The organism is Xanthomonas indica (assembly GCF_040529045.1).
GTDB lineage: Bacteria > Pseudomonadota > Gammaproteobacteria > Xanthomonadales > Xanthomonadaceae > Xanthomonas_A > Xanthomonas_A indica.
In genome coordinates this window covers 2,389,919-2,405,237 of the sequence record NZ_CP131914.1, presented here as the reverse complement: position 1 = coordinate 2,405,237, position 15,319 = coordinate 2,389,919, and the positions used below count along the sequence as shown (strand labels likewise).

At 70.0% G+C, this 15,319-nt stretch carries 16 protein-coding genes and 1 pseudogene; 9 read left to right on the top strand and 8 right to left on the bottom strand.

The window, feature by feature from the left end:
• Nucleotides 1-152 precede the first annotated feature (152 nt).
• Genes murD through Q7W82_RS10405 form a run of 4 tightly spaced genes read right to left on the bottom strand, consistent with a single transcriptional unit; the run spans nucleotide 153 to nucleotide 5,973 of the window.
• Nucleotides 153-1,595, bottom strand: coding sequence for a UDP-N-acetylmuramoyl-L-alanine--D-glutamate ligase (murD, locus tag Q7W82_RS10420; protein ID WP_242156818.1), 1,443 nt, complete (start codon nucleotides 1,593-1,595; stop codon nucleotides 153-155).
• Nucleotides 1,576-2,931 carry a UDP-N-acetyl-alpha-D-muramoyl-L-alanyl-L-glutamate epimerase gene (murL, locus tag Q7W82_RS10415; protein ID WP_242156816.1) on the bottom strand — a complete coding sequence of 452 codons (1,356 nt, stop codon included), beginning with the start codon at nucleotides 2,929-2,931 and terminating at the stop codon, nucleotides 1,576-1,578. The genes murD and murL overlap by 20 nt, the downstream gene beginning before the upstream one ends.
• The gene (locus Q7W82_RS10410; RefSeq protein ID WP_242156814.1) at nucleotides 2,928-3,380 is read right to left on the bottom strand and encodes a hypothetical protein; all 453 of its coding nucleotides are present in this window, start codon (nucleotides 3,378-3,380) and stop codon (nucleotides 2,928-2,930) included. The genes murL and Q7W82_RS10410 overlap by 4 nt, the downstream gene beginning before the upstream one ends.
• Complete coding sequence (locus Q7W82_RS10405; RefSeq protein WP_242156812.1) at nucleotides 3,364-5,973, bottom strand: bifunctional aspartate kinase/diaminopimelate decarboxylase; 2,610 nt, start codon at nucleotides 5,971-5,973, stop codon at nucleotides 3,364-3,366. The genes Q7W82_RS10410 and Q7W82_RS10405 overlap by 17 nt, the downstream gene beginning before the upstream one ends.
• 257 nt (nucleotides 5,974-6,230) lie before the next feature.
• Here Q7W82_RS10405 and Q7W82_RS10400 point away from each other — a divergent pair.
• Both Q7W82_RS10400 and Q7W82_RS10395 read left to right on the top strand, forming a co-directional pair.
• Nucleotides 6,231-6,391 (top strand): annotated as a pseudogene (locus Q7W82_RS10400) (phenazine biosynthesis protein); the annotation flags it as partial.
• Between the two features lie 113 nt (nucleotides 6,392-6,504).
• The gene (locus tag Q7W82_RS10395; RefSeq protein WP_242156810.1) at nucleotides 6,505-7,389 is read left to right on the top strand and encodes a PhzF family phenazine biosynthesis protein; all 885 of its coding nucleotides are present in this window, start codon (nucleotides 6,505-6,507) and stop codon (nucleotides 7,387-7,389) included.
• Nucleotides 7,390-7,487: 98 nt separating this feature from the next.
• On the opposite strand, the gene Q7W82_RS10390 is transcribed toward Q7W82_RS10395, so the two are convergent.
• Together Q7W82_RS10390 and Q7W82_RS10385 are read right to left on the bottom strand one after the other, a co-directional pair.
• Complete coding sequence (locus tag Q7W82_RS10390) at nucleotides 7,488-8,093, bottom strand: glycine zipper 2TM domain-containing protein (protein WP_160947040.1); 606 nt, start codon at nucleotides 8,091-8,093, stop codon at nucleotides 7,488-7,490.
• Between the two features lie 250 nt (nucleotides 8,094-8,343).
• Nucleotides 8,344-8,775 carry an OsmC family protein gene (locus tag Q7W82_RS10385; protein WP_010342002.1) on the bottom strand — a complete coding sequence of 144 codons (432 nt, stop codon included), beginning with the start codon at nucleotides 8,773-8,775 and terminating at the stop codon, nucleotides 8,344-8,346.
• Nucleotides 8,776-9,064: 289 nt separating this feature from the next.
• On the opposite strand from Q7W82_RS10385, the gene Q7W82_RS10380 reads away from it, so the two are divergent.
• From Q7W82_RS10380 to Q7W82_RS10360, 5 genes are all read left to right on the top strand, one after another.
• Nucleotides 9,065-9,463: an HU family DNA-binding protein gene (locus Q7W82_RS10380; RefSeq protein WP_026143706.1), complete on the top strand. Its 399-nt coding sequence runs from the start codon at nucleotides 9,065-9,067 to the stop codon at nucleotides 9,461-9,463.
• Between the two features lie 143 nt (nucleotides 9,464-9,606).
• Nucleotides 9,607-10,311, top strand: a complete 705-nt coding sequence (locus Q7W82_RS10375) for a tellurite resistance TerB family protein (protein WP_242156809.1) — start codon at nucleotides 9,607-9,609, stop codon at nucleotides 10,309-10,311.
• Nucleotides 10,312-10,315: 4 nt separating this feature from the next.
• Nucleotides 10,316-10,882 (top strand): M23 family metallopeptidase, encoded by a 567-nt coding sequence (locus tag Q7W82_RS10370; protein ID WP_242156806.1) that lies wholly within the window; start codon nucleotides 10,316-10,318, stop codon nucleotides 10,880-10,882.
• 94 nt (nucleotides 10,883-10,976) lie between these two features.
• Nucleotides 10,977-11,279 carry a DUF3861 family protein gene (locus tag Q7W82_RS10365; protein ID WP_160947043.1) on the top strand — a complete coding sequence of 101 codons (303 nt, stop codon included), beginning with the start codon at nucleotides 10,977-10,979 and terminating at the stop codon, nucleotides 11,277-11,279.
• A 92-nt stretch (nucleotides 11,280-11,371) separates the two neighbouring features.
• On the top strand, nucleotides 11,372-11,968 hold the full coding sequence (locus tag Q7W82_RS10360) for a DUF1439 domain-containing protein (protein WP_242156805.1): 597 nt from the start codon (nucleotides 11,372-11,374) through the stop codon (nucleotides 11,966-11,968).
• A 111-nt stretch (nucleotides 11,969-12,079) separates the two neighbouring features.
• On the opposite strand, the gene Q7W82_RS10355 is transcribed toward Q7W82_RS10360, so the two are convergent.
• Nucleotides 12,080-12,625: a type 1 glutamine amidotransferase domain-containing protein gene (locus tag Q7W82_RS10355; RefSeq protein WP_242156803.1), complete on the bottom strand. Its 546-nt coding sequence runs from the start codon at nucleotides 12,623-12,625 to the stop codon at nucleotides 12,080-12,082.
• Nucleotides 12,626-12,723: 98 nt separating this feature from the next.
• On the bottom strand, nucleotides 12,724-13,191 hold the full coding sequence (locus Q7W82_RS10350) for an SET domain-containing protein-lysine N-methyltransferase (RefSeq protein ID WP_160947046.1): 468 nt from the start codon (nucleotides 13,189-13,191) through the stop codon (nucleotides 12,724-12,726).
• Between the two features lie 196 nt (nucleotides 13,192-13,387).
• On the opposite strand from Q7W82_RS10350, the gene Q7W82_RS10345 reads away from it, so the two are divergent.
• A complete protein-coding gene (locus Q7W82_RS10345) occupies nucleotides 13,388-13,846 on the top strand; it encodes an SUF system Fe-S cluster assembly regulator (RefSeq protein WP_242156801.1) in 459 nt (152 codons plus the stop codon).
• Between the two features lie 15 nt (nucleotides 13,847-13,861).
• Nucleotides 13,862-15,304, top strand: coding sequence for a Fe-S cluster assembly protein SufB (sufB, locus tag Q7W82_RS10340; RefSeq protein WP_242156799.1), 1,443 nt, complete (start codon nucleotides 13,862-13,864; stop codon nucleotides 15,302-15,304).
• The last annotated feature ends 15 nt before the right edge of the window (nucleotides 15,305-15,319 follow it).

Genomic DNA, 15,319 nt, shown 5'->3' with positions numbered 1-15,319 from the left:
CAGCGCCGTCGCGTGGCGGCCCGGCGGCCGCTTCCGGGCAGGTTCTTTCCGCAGCACGCATGCCAGGCCAGGGCCCACGCATCGCAACGCGCAGCACTCGCGGCGGACAGCGCGACACCAGCGCAGCGCGTGCGCCGATGCCGCGCTGCGATTCAGGCGATACCCAACCCCGGAATGGCGCTGATCGCGTCCGGGTCGAAGCCGGCCAGCGCGGCGAAATGGCGGCCGCGCGCCACGTAGTCGCGGTAGGCGCCGAAGCTGGGCGCACCGGGCGACAGCAGCACCACGCCGCCCTGCTCGCCCAGCGCCGTGCGCGCCAGCGCCACCGCTTCCGCCAGGTCGGCCGCGGCATGCAGGCCGAAGCCGGCGTCGGCGTCGGCGGCCAGCGGCGCCAGCAACGCATGGATGCGCGGGCCGTTTGCGCCCAGGGTGACGATCTCCAGCGGTGCACCGCCATCGCGCATGTGCGCGGCGAAATCCTGCCAGTCCAGGCCGCGGTCGTGGCCGCCGACCAGCAGTGCGATGCGCCGCCCGCGGAAGCACTCCAGCGCGGCAAGGCTGGCATGCGGCGTGGTGCTGATCGAATCGTTCACATAGGTCACGCCGTCGCGCGTGCCCAGGGTCTGCAGCCGGTTCGGCAACGGCCGGAAGCGATCGGCCGCCGGCGCCAGCGCCGCCGCGTCCAGGCCCAGCGCCTCGATCGCGGCCAGCACCGCGCACAGGTTGCCGCGGTTGTGCCGGCCCGGCAACGGCGCCTGCGCGCTGTCGTACACCGCCGTATCGCCGCGATAGACCACCTCGCCGCGCATGTGCCAGCCGTCCTCGCGGTTGAACCAGCGCACCTCGCTGTCGGGCAGTTGCAGGCTGGCCAGCTGCGGATCGGCGGCATTGAGCAGGGCGATGCGCGGCCGCGCGTGCGTCACCAGCTCGAGCTTGTCGGCGATATAGCGCGCCTGGCTGCCGTGCCAGTCCAGATGCTCGGGAAACAGGTTCAGCACCAGCGCCAGCTGCGGCCGCGCGCCGCTGCGGGCGACATCGCCGGTCTGGTAGCTGGACAGTTCGATCGCCCAGTACTGCGGCGGCGGCGTAGGCGCCAGCACTTCCAGCAGCGGCACGCCGATGTTGCCGACCAGGCCGGTGCGGTGGCCGCCGGCGCGCAGCAGGTGCGCCAGCAGCGCGGTGGTGGTGCTCTTGCCCTTGGTGCCGGTGACGCAGACGCTGCCGGGCACCACCCCGTCCGCGCCGGCGTGCTCGGCAAACCACAGCGCGGTGCCGCCGATGAAGCGCGTGCCGCGCGCGGCGGCAGCCTGTGCCTCGGGTCGATACGGACTGATCCCGGGCGACTTGATCACGACATCGAACGCGGCCAGGCGCTCGGCGCTGGCCTCGGTGTCCACGTGCAGGTCGGGATCGTGCAAGGCGGCGATCTCCGCCGCCTCGTCAGCCGAACAGAACACCGTCAGCGGCAGCGCGCGTCGCGCTTTCCCGATTCCGTCTCCCGATTCCCAGCCACGCACCGCGGCATACGCCGCACGGCCCTCGCGACCCCAGCCCCACAACGCGACGCGCTGCGCCTCAAGCTGCGAAATTCGCACGCACGCGTTCCCACAGGTCGGCCGGGATGCGGTGCTGCGCGTCCAGTTCCAGCAACGGCTCCACGCGCAGGTCGGCCGGGTCGAGCTGCGGCTGGATCTCGCGGATGAAGCGCGCCACCAGCGCGTCCTCCTTCCATTCCGCACGCGCCGCCAGCGCGGCCATCGCCGCACGCGATTCGCGGCCTTCGCCGACGCACTCGAATGGTTTGTGGTCCTGGAACTCCAGCAGCGCATCGAAGCCACCGGCCTGGCCGGCATCGTCGAGCAGGTTGCGGCCGAAGATGCGCACCAGCCGCGTCTTGGGCATGAACGGCGCCAGCGCCAGAAACACGAAATGGCACTTCGGGCAGACCCCGCACCAGCGGTGCGCCGGACGCTCGCCGAGAATGTGGAAATTGCGGTTGCAGCTGGAGAAATGCGCGTCGTAGTGGTCGGTCTTGGCGAACTGCCGCGCCACCGCCAGTTCCGACAGCGGGCGCAGCAACGAGTAATAGTGCAGGTCCGCGGCCACGTAGCGCTGCACCTGGGCACCGAACGCCTGCTCGAAGGCCCAGCCCTTGGACCACTGGTGGTTGACCTCGCCGGTGCCGGCGATCTGGCTGCCGTAGCTGGCCGAGTGCTCGTTGGAGAACACCACCTGGCCGGCGTCGTGCAGCACCGCGGCGAACACCAGGATCGCCGAGTTCACCGCGGTCACCGGGATATGCCCGTTCCACGCGCCCTGCCGGTTCAGTTCGAACAGTTCCGGCGCCAGCGTGCGACCGATGTTCAAGGTCGGCAGCCCGGTGCGCTCGGCGCAGGCGCGGATCAGCTGCGAGCCGCCGATCCAGGTCACGGTCTGCGCCACGCCGGCCGCGCGCAAGGCCTCGATGCTGACCAGCGAATCCTTGCCGCCGCCGATCGCCACCAGGGCCCGGTCGCGCAGGCCCAGCGCCGCCGCATCGGCCGCGCCGGCCTCGGCGGCCGGGAAGCGGATGCGCCCGCGCAGGTCCAGGCCGTTGCGATAGGCGAACTCGCCCAGGCCATGCAGGTACACGCTGTCCAGCAGCGCGGCGGTCTCGGCATCGATGGCGTACTCGTCGATGACGATGCGCGGTGGCACCGCCGCCTTGTAGTAGCTGACGCCGGCGACCAGGTGCAGCAGGCGCAGGGCGCGCTGTGCCGCCTGCGCGCGCGCCGGGTCGAGCGCGAACGGCGCGCCGGGCACGGTGATGGTCTCCACCAGCTCCGGGCCGTCGTCGAACGCGTAGACCAGGCGCGCCACGCCGCTGTCGGCGTCGAAGCCGCAGCGCACGAAGCGGAAGGTGGCGATCTGCTGTTTGTCGAAAGCGGTCATGGACGTCCTGCAAGCACACGGGTGTGCCGCAGATAGCGGCGGCACAGAAGAAATTCGATCATCGAAAACGGCAAGGCGGCCCACAGCAGCGGCAGGCAGCCGAACACGAAGGCCATCAGCAGCAGTTGCCCATGCTGTCCGGCTGGCACCGACGCGGCAGAGGCCAGGACGGCCACCAGCACATACAACGCCAGCGCCGGCAGGTAGGCCAACGCGGCCAGGAGTGAGGTGCGCAGGGCCAGCGCGCCGGTGCTCGCCGCGGGCCCGCGGCGCTGCCAGCGCACCGCCAGCCCTGCGCCGATGGCAGCGGCGGCCAGCGCCGGCAACGCCCATTTCAGGCTGTCGGTCCACGGCAGCGACGTACCCGACTGATCCACCGCGGTGGCAGCCACCATCGCAAGCGCGCCGGCCGCGGCGCTGCCCGCGACGAACTCAGTCCGTGCGCGCATCGATCGCCTCCTCGCGGGGCAACTCGCGCTGGTTGTAGGTGCTGGCCATGCTGTAGCCATAGGCACCGGCGTCGGCGATCAGCATCACGTCGTCGGGCGCGGTGCCCGCCGGCAGGCGCCGGCGCTTGCCGAACACGTCGCTGGATTCGCAGATCGGCCCGACCACGTCGAACACGGTCTCGGCCGGCTGCTCAAGCCGGCTCAGGTTCGCCACGTCGTGCCAGGCGTCGTACAGCGCCGGGCGGATCAAGGTGTTCATGCCGGCATCCAGGCCGACCCGACGGATGCCGTCCTTCTCGATCACCTGCGTGGCCCGGGCCAGCAGCACGCCGCATTCGGCGACCAGGTAGCGGCCCGGCTCGATCGCCAGGCGGAACGCCGGATGCACCGCCTTGGCCTCGGCCAGGCCCTGCGCGAAGGTGTCCAGGTCGAACGGCTCGTCGTCGGCGCTGTACGGGATCGGCAGGCCGCCGCCGATGTCGATGACCTCGACGCTGCCGATGCGCCGCGCGAAGCCGGCCAGTTCGTCGCACATCCGCCGCCAGTGCTGCGCCGTCTCCACGCCACTGCCCAGGTGCGCGTGCAGGCCGACGATGCGGATATCCAGCGCGCGCGCGGCCTCGACGAACTCGTCGACGCGGGTCGCCGACAGCCCGAACTTGGAGGCCTTGCCGCCGGTGTTGACCTTCTCGTGGTGGCCGTCGCCGTGGCCCAGGTCGATGCGCAGCCACAGGCTGCGGCCGCGGAACAGCTCCGGCCAGCGCTGCAAGGCCTCGACGTTGTCCACGGTCACGGTCACGCCCAGCGCGAACGCGGCTTCGTACTCGGCCCGGGGCGCGAAGCTGGGGGTGAACAGCACGCGCCGCGGCGACAGCTCCGGGACGGTCTCGAACACCCGGCGCAGCTCGCCGTGCGAGACGCATTCCAGGCCGAAGCCCTCCTCGACCAGGGTTTGCAGGATGGCCGGATGCGCATTGGCCTTGATCGCGTAGTAGCGCTGGTCCACCGCCGCGATCGCCTTGAGCGCACGCGCGCGCTCGCGCAGCGTCGGCAGGTGATAGACGTAGCGCGGCGTGCCGGCCTCGGCCAGGCGCAGCAGATGCGCGCGCTCGCCCTTCCACCACGGCACCGGCCGCGGCCGCACGGTGCCGGCGATCTCGCGCCAGCGCGGACCGAACACCTCGGCCTCCTCCACCGGCATCGCGCCGCTGTCGATCAGTTCGGCGTGCAGGATCGGCAGCAGTCCGTCGGCGTCGGTTTCGTCGATGACGAAGGTCAGGTTCAGGTCGTTGGACGACTGCGAGATCATGTGCACGCGCTCCTTGCCGAACGTGGCCCACACGTCCGAAAGCTTGTGCAGCAGCGAGCGCATGCCACGCCCGACCAGGGTGATCGCCGCGCACGGCACGATGATCTTGACCCGGCAGATCTCCGCCAGATCGGCCGACAGCGCGGCCAGCACGTCGGTGTTGACCAGGTTCTCGCTCGGATCCAGCGACACGGTGACGTTGGTCTCGGCCGAGCCGATCAGGTCCACCGACAACCCGTGCTTCTTGAACAGCGCGAACACGTCGGCGAGGAAGCCGACCTGCTGCCACATGCCGATGCCTTCCATCGACACCAGCACGATGCCGTTGCGGCGGCTGATCGCCTTGACCCCGGGCACGGTGCGGGCATTGCCGTCGATGCTGGTGCCGGGCAGTTCCGGGCGCTCGGTGTCCAGGATCGCCATCGGCACGCCGCCGTCGCGGCACGGCTTGATCGAGCGCGGGTGCAGCACCTTGGCGCCGGTGGTGGCGATTTCCTGCGCCTCGTAGTAGTCCAGGCGGGTCAGCAGGCGCGCATCCGGCACTTCGCGCGGATTGGCGCTGAACATGCCCGGCACGTCGGTCCAGATCTCGACCCGGCTGGCGCCGAGCAGCGCGCCGAAATACGCCGCCGAGGTGTCCGAGCCACCGCGGCCGAGGATGGCGGTGCCACCGTCCTCGTGCCGGGCGATGAAGCCCTGGGTGATCAGCATGCGCGTGGGCTGGGCGACGAAGCGCGTGCGCCAGGCCGGATCGGACTGCCACTGGCACGACACCGACAGGCGCCGCGACCAGGCGCTCTGGTTCGGCTGCGGCGGCAGCGCGTCCAGCCACTGCCGCGCATCCATCCAGCCCATGTCCAGGCCATTGGCGCGCAGATAGGCCGCGCCGAGGGTGGAGGACAGCAGTTCGCCCTGCCCCAGCACCTCGGCCTGCCAGTCCAGCGTGCGCTCGGCCGCGCGCGGATCGGCGAGCAGGCCGCGCAGCGCCGCCAGGCGTTCGCCCAGCACCGCCTCGGCATCGAGGTCCAGTTCGGCCAGGAAATCGCGGTGGCGCTGCTCCAGCGCGGCCACGCGCTGCGCGCTGTCGGCGCTGCCGTCGGCGATCGCGGTCAGTTCGTTGGTGACCCCGGACAAGGCCGACACCACCACCAGCACCCGCGCACCGGTCTCGTCCGCGCGTTTTTTCGCCAGCCTTCCAATCGTGTCCCAGCGATGACGACGCGACACCGAGGTGCCGCCGAACTTGAGGACGATCCAACGATCGGCAGGAGAGGAAGCTGACATGGAGTGGGGTGTCTGAAATGTGGGGAAAACGCCCGAATGCTCGAGCGGAACCCCCGATTCTACTGCCAACCGCGCGCCGGTGAGCGAGCGCCGCGGCCAGCGACTGGACGGCGTTTCCGCCGGCCCGGGGTTGGGCAATCCGCTGGGCGTGATGCTCGGCGACATCGACCTGGACGCACGGCGCATGCAGCGCCTGGCGGCTGGCCGAACCTGCCGGAGACGGCCTGGCGCGTTCGCGCGACACGCACGAACACCAGCTGACGGTACGCGCCTTCGTTCCCGGCGTCGCCGAGGTCCCGGTCACCGGCAGTGCCAACGCGCTGACCGCCGCCATGCTGGCCGCGCAGGGGCGACTGCCGGGCCATGGCGGGCGCTACGTCGCCAACAGGGACGCGAACTGGCCCGAGACGGCCGCGTCGCGCGCCTGGTGACGGGAAAGAGGTGTGGATCGCGGCCTGGCGCAAGCGGTGATCGTTGGCAACATCGCTTGGTAAGCTCCGGCCTCCCCCACCGCAGTCCGGAGTTTCCGCCATGGCCGCACGCCGCTTCTTCCAGGTCGATGTCTTCTCCGCCCGCGCCGGCAACGGCAACCCCTTGGCCGTGGTGCTTGATGCCGATGGCCTGGACGCCACCACGATGCAGGCCATCGCGCGCTGGACGCGCCTGCCGGAAACCACCTTCGTGTTCGCACCGACGCGGCCGGACGCCAGCTACGGCCTGCGCATGTTCAGCCCGCAGAAAGAGGTACCGTTCGCCGGCCATCCCAGCGTCGGCACCGCGCACGTCGTGCTGGAAGCGGGCATCGCCACGCCGCGCGACGGCGTACTGGTGCAGGACGGCATCGCCGGCCTGCTGCCGCTCCGGGTCGACGTGGACGCCGGCGTGCGCAGCATCGCCATCCGCACCCCGCGCGCGCAGGTGGCCGAGATCGCCGATGCCGCCGATCCGCGCCTGCAGGCGGCACTGCGCGGCTGGACCCTGGGCGCGCTGCCGCCGGTGCGCATGGACGGCGGCCGCTGCTGGTGGCTGGTCGAAGTGGCCGACGAAGCCGCGCTGCGCGCGCTGGCACCGGACTGGGACGCGATCGCCGCCCTGGCCGAAAGCACCGCCAGCATGGGAGTGTTCGCCTACGCCCGCGCCCGCGCCAGCGGCCAGGCCTATGCGCTGGCGGTGCGCGCTTTCGTCGGCAACGGCCGGCGGTTCGAGGACGCCGCCTCCGGCGCCGCCAATGCGGTGCTGGCGGCATGGCTGGACCACAGCGACGCCCTGCCCGGCCACGGCGGCCGCTATGTCGCCAGCCAGGGTCGCGAGGTCGGCCACGATGCGCTGCTGACGCTGCACGTGGATGCGGCCGGCGAGGTGTGGTCGGGCGGGCAGGTGCAGACGGTGATCGAAGGCCACATCGACTGGCCCTGATCGCCGTCGGCCGCCGCGCCCGTCTGCAGCTGCGGACGGGCGCGAAAAACAAAGGGCGCCTCGCGAGGAGGCGCCCTTTAAGTCAGTCAGGCAATACGTCAGTCGGGCAGGACGTCGACGCGGACGCGGATGCGGTCGCCCGGAGGCGAGGCGGTGCGGGTGTGGTAGTAGCGGCCGCCGTATTCGTAGGTCACGTCGTAGCCGTCGACGCGATCGTAGCGTTCGGTCCGGTAGGACACCGGATCGCATTCGCGGACCACGCCGCCACCGTATCCGCCGCCATAGGCGCGGGTGTTGGTGTCGTAGATCGAGCGGCCGGCCAGACTGCCGAGCATGGTGCCGACCGCGGTACCGACGAAACGGCCATTGCCGCCGCCGACGCGGCTGCCCAGCACGGCACCAGCGATGCCGCCGACCACCGAGGAGGCGGTGCGGCCGCCATCGGTGCCGCGGTAGCCGTAGTCGCTGGCGTAGCTGCCGGAGGCCGGGCGGTCGTAGCAGCGCTCGGTGGTCTCGCGCGGACCGTTGACCTGCACCAGGATCGGATCGGCGCGTACCACGCGCGCGTATTCGTAGGTGCCGGACGCATAGCCGCGGTCGCGGTAGTCGTCGTAGCGGGTGTAACCGTAATCCTGCGCGGCGGCGGAGCCGATGACGCCGACAGCGAGCGCAGCGGTCAACAGACGGGTCGAGAGCTTGTTCATGGCGATGGTTCCAAGCGCGTGGATCGCGCGACTGCATGCTCGATCCGACGCGGTGAAACCAGACTGAATTGGGGCCGCCGCGGCGCGTGCATTTAGCGTTGCGACAGCTACGCACTGCATCGGGTGCTCATGCCCGAGAGAGAAAAAGCGTTGAAGAACCAAGCGCGCCGCGTACCGGACATCGTACCGGGGGCGCTGCAGGCGCGGCGTACGCAATGGCGGCCCGACCTGTCGCCGGGCCGCATCGGGCTCAGCCGAGCTCCGCTTCCAGGCTGATCGGCACTGCGCTGAGCGCCTTGGACACCGGGCAGTTCTGCTTGGCGTCGTCGGCCAGCTCGCGGAAGCGCGCGGCCTCGATGTTCGGCACCACGGCCTTGACCTTCAGGCGGATCTGCGACAGCTGCGGACCGCCTTCCATCGACAGGTCGACGTCGGCGCGCGTGTCCAGCGCGGTCGGCGGGAAGCCGGCTTCCGTCAGCTTGGCCGACAGCGCCATGGTGAAGCAGCCGGCGTGCGCGGCGGCGATCAGTTCCTCGGGATTGGTGCCCTTCTCCTCGCCGAAGCGGCTGTTGAACGCATAGCGGGTGTTCTCCAGCAGGCCGCTCTGCGGCGTGTTCAACCGGCCCTGGCCGGTCTTGAGATCGCCTTCCCAATGCGCGGTGGCGTGACGCGAAATGCCCATGCGAGGCTCCTGTCGGTGAGTGGAAGGCGGACCATAGGCCAGGCGGCGTTACGCATGTGTGCTCCTGCGCAACCATCGCATTGGCCGCGCGCGCCGCGGCCAATGCCCTGCGACATCCCGCGGATTTGCCGGCGCCGGTGCCGGCCGCCGACGAAAAGTCCGCGTTCGCGGCGAATATTCGCGCTTTTTTGCTTCCGGCCTATTGGCGCGGCGTAGCACATGCCCTACATTTCGCCATGCCGACGGGGTCGGCGCGACCCAAAACCACCAAATACGGAATCAGGACATCATGGCAAAGACCGCAAAAAAGGCTGCCCCGAAGAAGGCAGTGAAGAAGGTAGCGACCAAGGCCGCCGCCAAACCGGCCGCTCCCAAGCCGATCAAGGACGTGCTGAGCAAGTCCGCGCTCGTGGCCCACATCGCCGAGACCAGCGGCGTGATCGCCAAGGACGTGCGCGCCGTGATGGCCTCGCTCGAGCACGCCGTGGCCGGCTCGGTCAGCAAGAAGGGCGCCGGCTCGTTCACCCTGCCGGGCCTGCTGAAGATCACCGCCGTCAGCGTGCCGGCCAAGCCGAAGCGCAAGGGCATCAACCCGTTCACCAAGGAAGAGCAGTGGTTCGCCGCCAAGCCGGCCACCACCAAGCTCAAGGTGCGCCCGCTGAAGAAGCTCAAGGACGCCGCGCTCTGAGCAGCGTCGCCTGATCCAGGCAAGCACACCGACGAGACGGCCCCGGCCGTCTCGTTTTTTTTGCGCGGCCTGCGCGCCCGGATTGACGGCCCGCTAAGGCCGCGACGGCTATACCGGTGCTTCCCTTCGACAGGATCACCTGCATGAAACTACAGGGCTTTCTCGACCAACTGCTGCAATCGGCGCAGGGCGCCGCCGGCCAGGCCATGGGCAAGACCGGCACCGCCGCCCCGACCGCACCGGCACAGCAGGCCGCCGGTGGCCTGGGCGGCCTGCTCAACGCCGACTTCGGCAAGGGAGCCCTCAGCGGCGGCGCGCTGGGCCTGCTGCTCGGCAAGCACCGCACCACGCGCAAGCTGGCGACCTACGGCGGCCTGGCCGCACTGGGGCTGATGGCCTATCGCGCCTACGGCGACTACCGCCGCCAGCAACTCGGTGCCGCCGCACCCGAACCGCAGACGCTGGACCGGCTGCCGCCGCTGGAAGTGGAACAGCACAGCCAGGCGGTATTGCGCGCGCTGGTCGGCGCGGCCAAGGCAGACGGCCACCTGGACGAACGCGAACGCAGCCTGATCGAAGGCGAGTTCGCCCGCCTCCACGGCAACGACGCCGACGTGCAGCAGTGGCTGCATGCGGAACTGGAAAAGCCGCTGGATCCGGCCGAGGTGGCGCGCGCGTCGACCACCCCGGAGATGGCCGCGGAAATGTACCTGGCCAGCCTGCTCGCCGCCGACGCGCAGAGCTTCATGGAGCGCAGCTACCTGGACGAACTGGCACGGCAGCTCGGCATCGACGACGCCCTGAAGCAGCGCCTGCAGGAACAGGCCGCGACGCTGCACGCGGACTGAGCGCATGACCGCTGCGCCCGCGCCTTCGCCAGCGCAGCGCCTGCGCCGCGAATTGCTGCGCGCGGCGTTGCTTGCCGCATTGGCGGTGGCTGCCGCCTGGGCCTGGCGGCATCCGTGGGCGCAGCGCCTGCGCGTCGGCTGGGAGCTGGCGCGGGCGCCGGCGCCGACTGCGCTGCACATGCCGGTCGAAGGGGTAGATCCGCGCCGGGTCGCCGCCACCTTCGGCGCGCCGCGCGGACGCGACCGCCAGCACGCCGGCGTGGACATCTTCGCCAAACGCGGCACGCCGGTGGTGGCGGCCACGCGCGGCATCGTCGTCGCCATCGCCGACCGCGGCCTCGGCGGCCGCCAGGTCTGGGTGCTCGGCCCGGCCCGGCAGCGGCACTACTACGCGCACCTGGAGACGTGGGCGCCGGGGCTGCAGGTCGGCGACCTGGTGGAACCCGGCGACCCGCTCGGCGCGGTGGGCGACAGCGGCAACGCACGCGGCACCCCACCGCATCTGCATTACGGCATCTACGCCGAGGGCGGCGCCTACGACCCGCTGCCGCTGCTGCGCGCAGGACGCTGAACGGAAGCACTGGAACAGAGCGTCGCGGGCAGCAGGCTCGTGGTGGCGCCTGGCCGCGCCTATCTTGGAGGCACACACCGCGTGCGCCACTGCCATGACCGCCTCCCAACGCTACCGCGTCACCGTCACCCCGATCCAGGACGACGGCCTGCCCTGCCAGGGCCGCTGCACCATCGAACTGGAGGCACGCTGCCGGCAGGACTGGATGCGCCTGCTGGAGGCGGCGCAGCGCCAGCCGGGATTGCGCGGCGACGAGCGCGCCGCGCTGATCGTCGGCACGCAGTTGCTGCGCAGCCTGGGCGAGCGCAGCGACGGCGAGGCGCGCGCGCTGCTGGCGCCGTTGCAGCCGGCGCTGGATGCCCTGCTCGCGCGGCTGGCGCCTGCGCCTGTCGCGTAAGGCCGCGACGCGGGGAGCGCGGCGATTCCGCTAATCGCGCATTCACCGCCTGCGGTTATGGTGAAACCCACTTCGTTGCCAGGGCCCGCTCGATGACCTTCCGCCAGTTCACCCTGCGCGCCGCGGCGCTGCTGCTGCTCGCCACCGCCGCCCAGGTCCAGGCCGAGCCGTCCATCCAGGGCCGCCAGGTCAGCGTCGGTGCCGCCGACGTGCAGCACTATCTGGACGGCAGCTTCCCGCAGACGCACAAGGCGCTCGGCGGGCTGATCAAGATGACCGTTCGCGACCCGAAGCTGAGCCTGCCGCCGGGCGATCGCCTGAAGATGCAGTTCGACCTGAGCATGGCCACCGGCGGTGGCGCGGCGACGCCGCTGGGGCAGGTGCTGCTGACCAGCGCGCTGCGCTACGACCAGCAGAGCCAGAGCTTCCACCTGCAGTCCCCCACCATCGACGACTTCCGCCCGGCCGCCAACGGCGGCAAGCTCGACGCCAACACGCGCGAACTGCTCAATGCCTGGCTGGAGGACTATGCGCGCAAGGAGCCGATCTACAAGCTGGATCCGCGCCTGACCGCCATGCTCGGCGACGTGCAGATCCAGTCGGCCGGCGTGGAGAACGGCGCGCTGGTAGTGCGTTTCAATCAGGACATCAGCAAGCTGGTGCCCGCAGGCATGCTTCCCGGGCAATAACTTGCGCATGCCGGCGACGGCCGTCCGGCACACCGCGCACGCAAAAAAACGGCGGCCAAGGCCGCCGTTTCTACGTCGATCTCGTGGCGGCGCAGGCGCACCGCCGCTGACTCAGCCCAACGCCTTGGCCACGGCCTGCGCGAATGCCGGGATGTCGTCCGGCTTGCGGCTGGTGATCAGGTTGCCGTCCACCACCACCTCCTGGTCCTGCCAGCGTCCACCGGCGTTGGACAGGTCGGTCTTCAGCGACGGCCACGAGGTCACCTGGCGGTCGCGCACCAGCCCGCTCTCGGCCAGCAGCCACGGACCATGGCAGATCGCCGCCACCGGCTTGCCGGCACTGGCGAAGGACTGGATGAAGGCGATCGCGGTCGGCTCGGTGCGCAGGTTGTCGGGATTGATCACCCCGCCCGGCAGCACCAGCGCGTCGTAGTCGCCGGCCTGAGCCTGCTGCAGGCGCTTGTCCACCGGCACGCTGTCGCCCCAGTCCTTCTTGTTCCAGCCGCGGATGCTGGTGGCCTCGCCCGGCGCGATCACATCGACCTGGGCGCCCCAGGATTCCAGCAAGCGCTTGGGCTCCTGCAGTTCCGATTGCTCGAAACCGTCGGTGGCCAGGACAGCCACCTGCTTGCCGGCAAGGGAAGGCATTGCGCTCATGGGACACTCCTCGAATGGGGGAACATCCACCCTAGGAGCGCCGCAGTGGCAAGGCCGTGAACCACGCGTCGGCGCGGCGTGCACGGCTGGACGTGACGCTAGCGCTTGGGCTGCAGCATGGTGCCGGTGCAGTTCCTGGCGCCGCAGCGGCATTCCCAGATCTTCTTCAGCCGCGGCGTGTGCCGCTCGGCCAGGGTGATGCCGTAGTTGTAGGTGAGCTCCTCGCCGGGCTTGATGTCGCGCAGCGCCTCGATCACCACCTTGTCCTTGCGGCGGTCCTCGCCCTCGGCCTCGACGATCACCGCCTCGCAGTTCGGCGCGCAGCTGTGGTTGATCCAGCGCGCGTCGTTGCCCTCGTAGTTGGCGTCGATCACGTAGTCGTCGCTGAGGGTGAACAGGAAGGTGTGCCCGGTCTCGACGTCGCCGGCCTCGTCGCGGTCGACCTCGGCGTGGGTGCGGCGGCGGCCCTTGTACTCGATGACCCGCTCGCCTTTCTTGAGCGGCAGCACGGCGAACACGCCGTTGCCATGGATACGGGACTTGCGGGCGGCGATCTTGCGGGGCATGCGGCGATCCGGACAGGTAAAGCCTAGATTCTGGCGCACATCGCCCGCGATCCCAAGCCCGCGCGTGCCAGGCCGTCAGACGCCACCCCGTCGAGGCCGAATCGCAACGATCGAAAGAAAAGATGAATGGCCGGGTTGGACCCTGTGGCGCAAAAGAGTACAATTTCGGTCCGCATTGAAATTCGACCGTGTCGCCATGCTCCGCGTCACCAAGCTCACCGATTACGCCACCGTCGTCCTGACCGTGCTCGCCGCGCGTCCGAACGAAGTGTTGAGCGCGACCGAACTGGCCGAGCAGGCCGGGCTGGAGTCGCCCACGGTCAGCAAGCTGCTCAAGCCGTTGGCCCAGGCCGGCCTGGTCGAAGGCCTGCGCGGCGTGCGCGGCGGCTACCGGCTGGCACGCCCGGCCGACGCCATCACCCTGATCCAGATCGTCGAGGCGATGGAAGGCCCATTGGCGATCACCGAATGCAGCCACCACGGCAGCCAGTGCAGCATCGCCCAGACCTGCGGCGTGCGCTCCAACTGGCGGCTGATCAACGACGTGGTCGCCGACGCGCTGCGCGGCGTGACCCTGGCGCAGATGCTCCACCCCCTCCCCCCCTCCGGCGATCCGAAACGGCGACCCATCGCCGTGCGGTTCGCGACCACCTGACCTGTAGGCAGCCCCATGGCCACCGAAAACGCTGAAATCCTGGAACGGCTGGGACGTCGCTACGACGCCGGCTTCATCACCGACATCGAATCCGATTCGTTCCTGCCCGGCCTGAACGAGGACGTCGTGCGCGCCCTGTCCGTGAAGAAGGACGAGCCGGAATGGATGACCGACTGGCGCCTGGCCGCCTACCGGCACTGGCTGAAGATGCCGATGCCGCACTGGGCCAAGCTGGACATCGCGCCGATCGACTTCCAGGCGCTGAGCTACTACTCCGCGCCCAAGGGCCCGAAGTACGCCTCGCTGGACGAGGTGCCGAAGGAACTGCTGGACACCTACGACAAGCTCGGCGTGCCGCTGCACGAGCGCGCCAAGCTCGCCGGCGTGGCAGTGGACGCGGTGTTCGACTCGGTTTCGGTCGGCACCACCTTCCGCAAGGAACTGGCCGAGAAGGGCGTGATCTTCTGCTCGATGTCCGAGGCGATCAAGGAACATCCGGAGCTGGTCAGGCAGTACCTGGGCAGCGTGGTGCCGGTCGGCGACAACTTCTTCGCGGCGCTCAACTCGGCGGTGTTCTCCGACGGCAGCTTCGTGTTCATCCCCAAGGGCGTGCGCTGCCCGATGGAGCTGAGCACCTATTTCCGCATCAACGCCGGCCACACCGGCCAGTTCGAGCGCACCCTGATCGTGTGCGAGGACAAGGCCTACGTGTCCTACCTGGAAGGCTGCACCGCGCCGATGCGCGACGAGAACCAGTTGCATGCGGCGGTGGTCGAGCTGGTGGCGCTGGAAGACGCCGAGATCAAGTACTCCACCGTGCAGAACTGGTATCCGGGCGACGAGGAAGGCCGCGGCGGCATCTACAACTTCGTGACCAAGCGCGGCGAGTGCCGCGGCGCGCGCAGCAAGATCACCTGGACCCAGGTCGAGACCGGCTCGGCGATCACCTGGAAGTATCCCTCGTGCGTGCTGCTGGGCGACGACTCGGTGGGCGAGTTCCACTCGGTGGCGCTGACCCATCATCGCCAGCAGGCCGACACCGGCACCAAGATGATCCACGTCGGCAAGCGCACCAAGAGCAAGATCGTCAGCAAGGGCATCAGCGCCGGCCGCGGGCAGAACACCTACCGCGGCCTGGTCAAGGTGGAGCGCAGCGCCGAGGGCGCGCGCAACTACACCCAGTGCGACTCGCTGCTGATCGGCAAGCAGTGCGGCGCGCATACCTTCCCGTACATCGAGGTGCGCCACCCCACCGCGACCGTCGAGCACGAGGCCACCACCTCCAAGATCAGCGACGACCAACTGTTCTATTGCCGCGCGCGCGGCATCGACCAGGAGAACGCGGTGTCGATGATCGTCGACGGCTTCTGCAAGCAGGTGTTCCGCGAACTACCGATGGAGTTCGCGGTGGAAGCCAAGAAGCTGCTGGAAGTGTCGCTGGAAGGCTCGGTGGGCTGACGCCTGCGAAGCCGG

What these genes read in the sequence shown, in the direction of transcription:
- murL (WP_242156816.1), bottom strand. Translation starts at nt 2,931, where the DNA reads ATGACCGCTTTCGACAAACAGCAGATCGCCACCTTCCGCTTCGTGCGC.
- Q7W82_RS10410 (WP_242156814.1), bottom strand. Translation starts at nt 3,380, where the DNA reads ATGCGCGCACGGACTGAGTTCGTCGCGGGCAGCGCCGCGGCCGGCGCG.
- Q7W82_RS10405 (WP_242156812.1), bottom strand. Translation starts at nt 5,973, where the DNA reads ATGTCAGCTTCCTCTCCTGCCGATCGTTGGATCGTCCTCAAGTTCGGC.
- Q7W82_RS10395 (WP_242156810.1), top strand. Translation starts at nt 6,505, where the DNA reads ATGGCCGCACGCCGCTTCTTCCAGGTCGATGTCTTCTCCGCCCGCGCC.
- Q7W82_RS10390 (WP_160947040.1), bottom strand. Translation starts at nt 8,093, where the DNA reads ATGAACAAGCTCTCGACCCGTCTGTTGACCGCTGCGCTCGCTGTCGGC.
- Q7W82_RS10385 (WP_010342002.1), bottom strand. Translation starts at nt 8,775, where the DNA reads ATGGGCATTTCGCGTCACGCCACCGCGCATTGGGAAGGCGATCTCAAG.
- Q7W82_RS10380 (WP_026143706.1), top strand. Translation starts at nt 9,065, where the DNA reads ATGGCAAAGACCGCAAAAAAGGCTGCCCCGAAGAAGGCAGTGAAGAAG.
- Q7W82_RS10375 (WP_242156809.1), top strand. Translation starts at nt 9,607, where the DNA reads ATGAAACTACAGGGCTTTCTCGACCAACTGCTGCAATCGGCGCAGGGC.
- Q7W82_RS10370 (WP_242156806.1), top strand. Translation starts at nt 10,316, where the DNA reads ATGACCGCTGCGCCCGCGCCTTCGCCAGCGCAGCGCCTGCGCCGCGAA.
- Q7W82_RS10365 (WP_160947043.1), top strand. Translation starts at nt 10,977, where the DNA reads ATGACCGCCTCCCAACGCTACCGCGTCACCGTCACCCCGATCCAGGAC.
- Q7W82_RS10360 (WP_242156805.1), top strand. Translation starts at nt 11,372, where the DNA reads ATGACCTTCCGCCAGTTCACCCTGCGCGCCGCGGCGCTGCTGCTGCTC.
- Q7W82_RS10355 (WP_242156803.1), bottom strand. Translation starts at nt 12,625, where the DNA reads ATGAGCGCAATGCCTTCCCTTGCCGGCAAGCAGGTGGCTGTCCTGGCC.
- Q7W82_RS10350 (WP_160947046.1), bottom strand. Translation starts at nt 13,191, where the DNA reads ATGCCCCGCAAGATCGCCGCCCGCAAGTCCCGTATCCATGGCAACGGC.
- Q7W82_RS10345 (WP_242156801.1), top strand. Translation starts at nt 13,388, where the DNA reads ATGCTCCGCGTCACCAAGCTCACCGATTACGCCACCGTCGTCCTGACC.
- sufB (WP_242156799.1), top strand. Translation starts at nt 13,862, where the DNA reads ATGGCCACCGAAAACGCTGAAATCCTGGAACGGCTGGGACGTCGCTAC.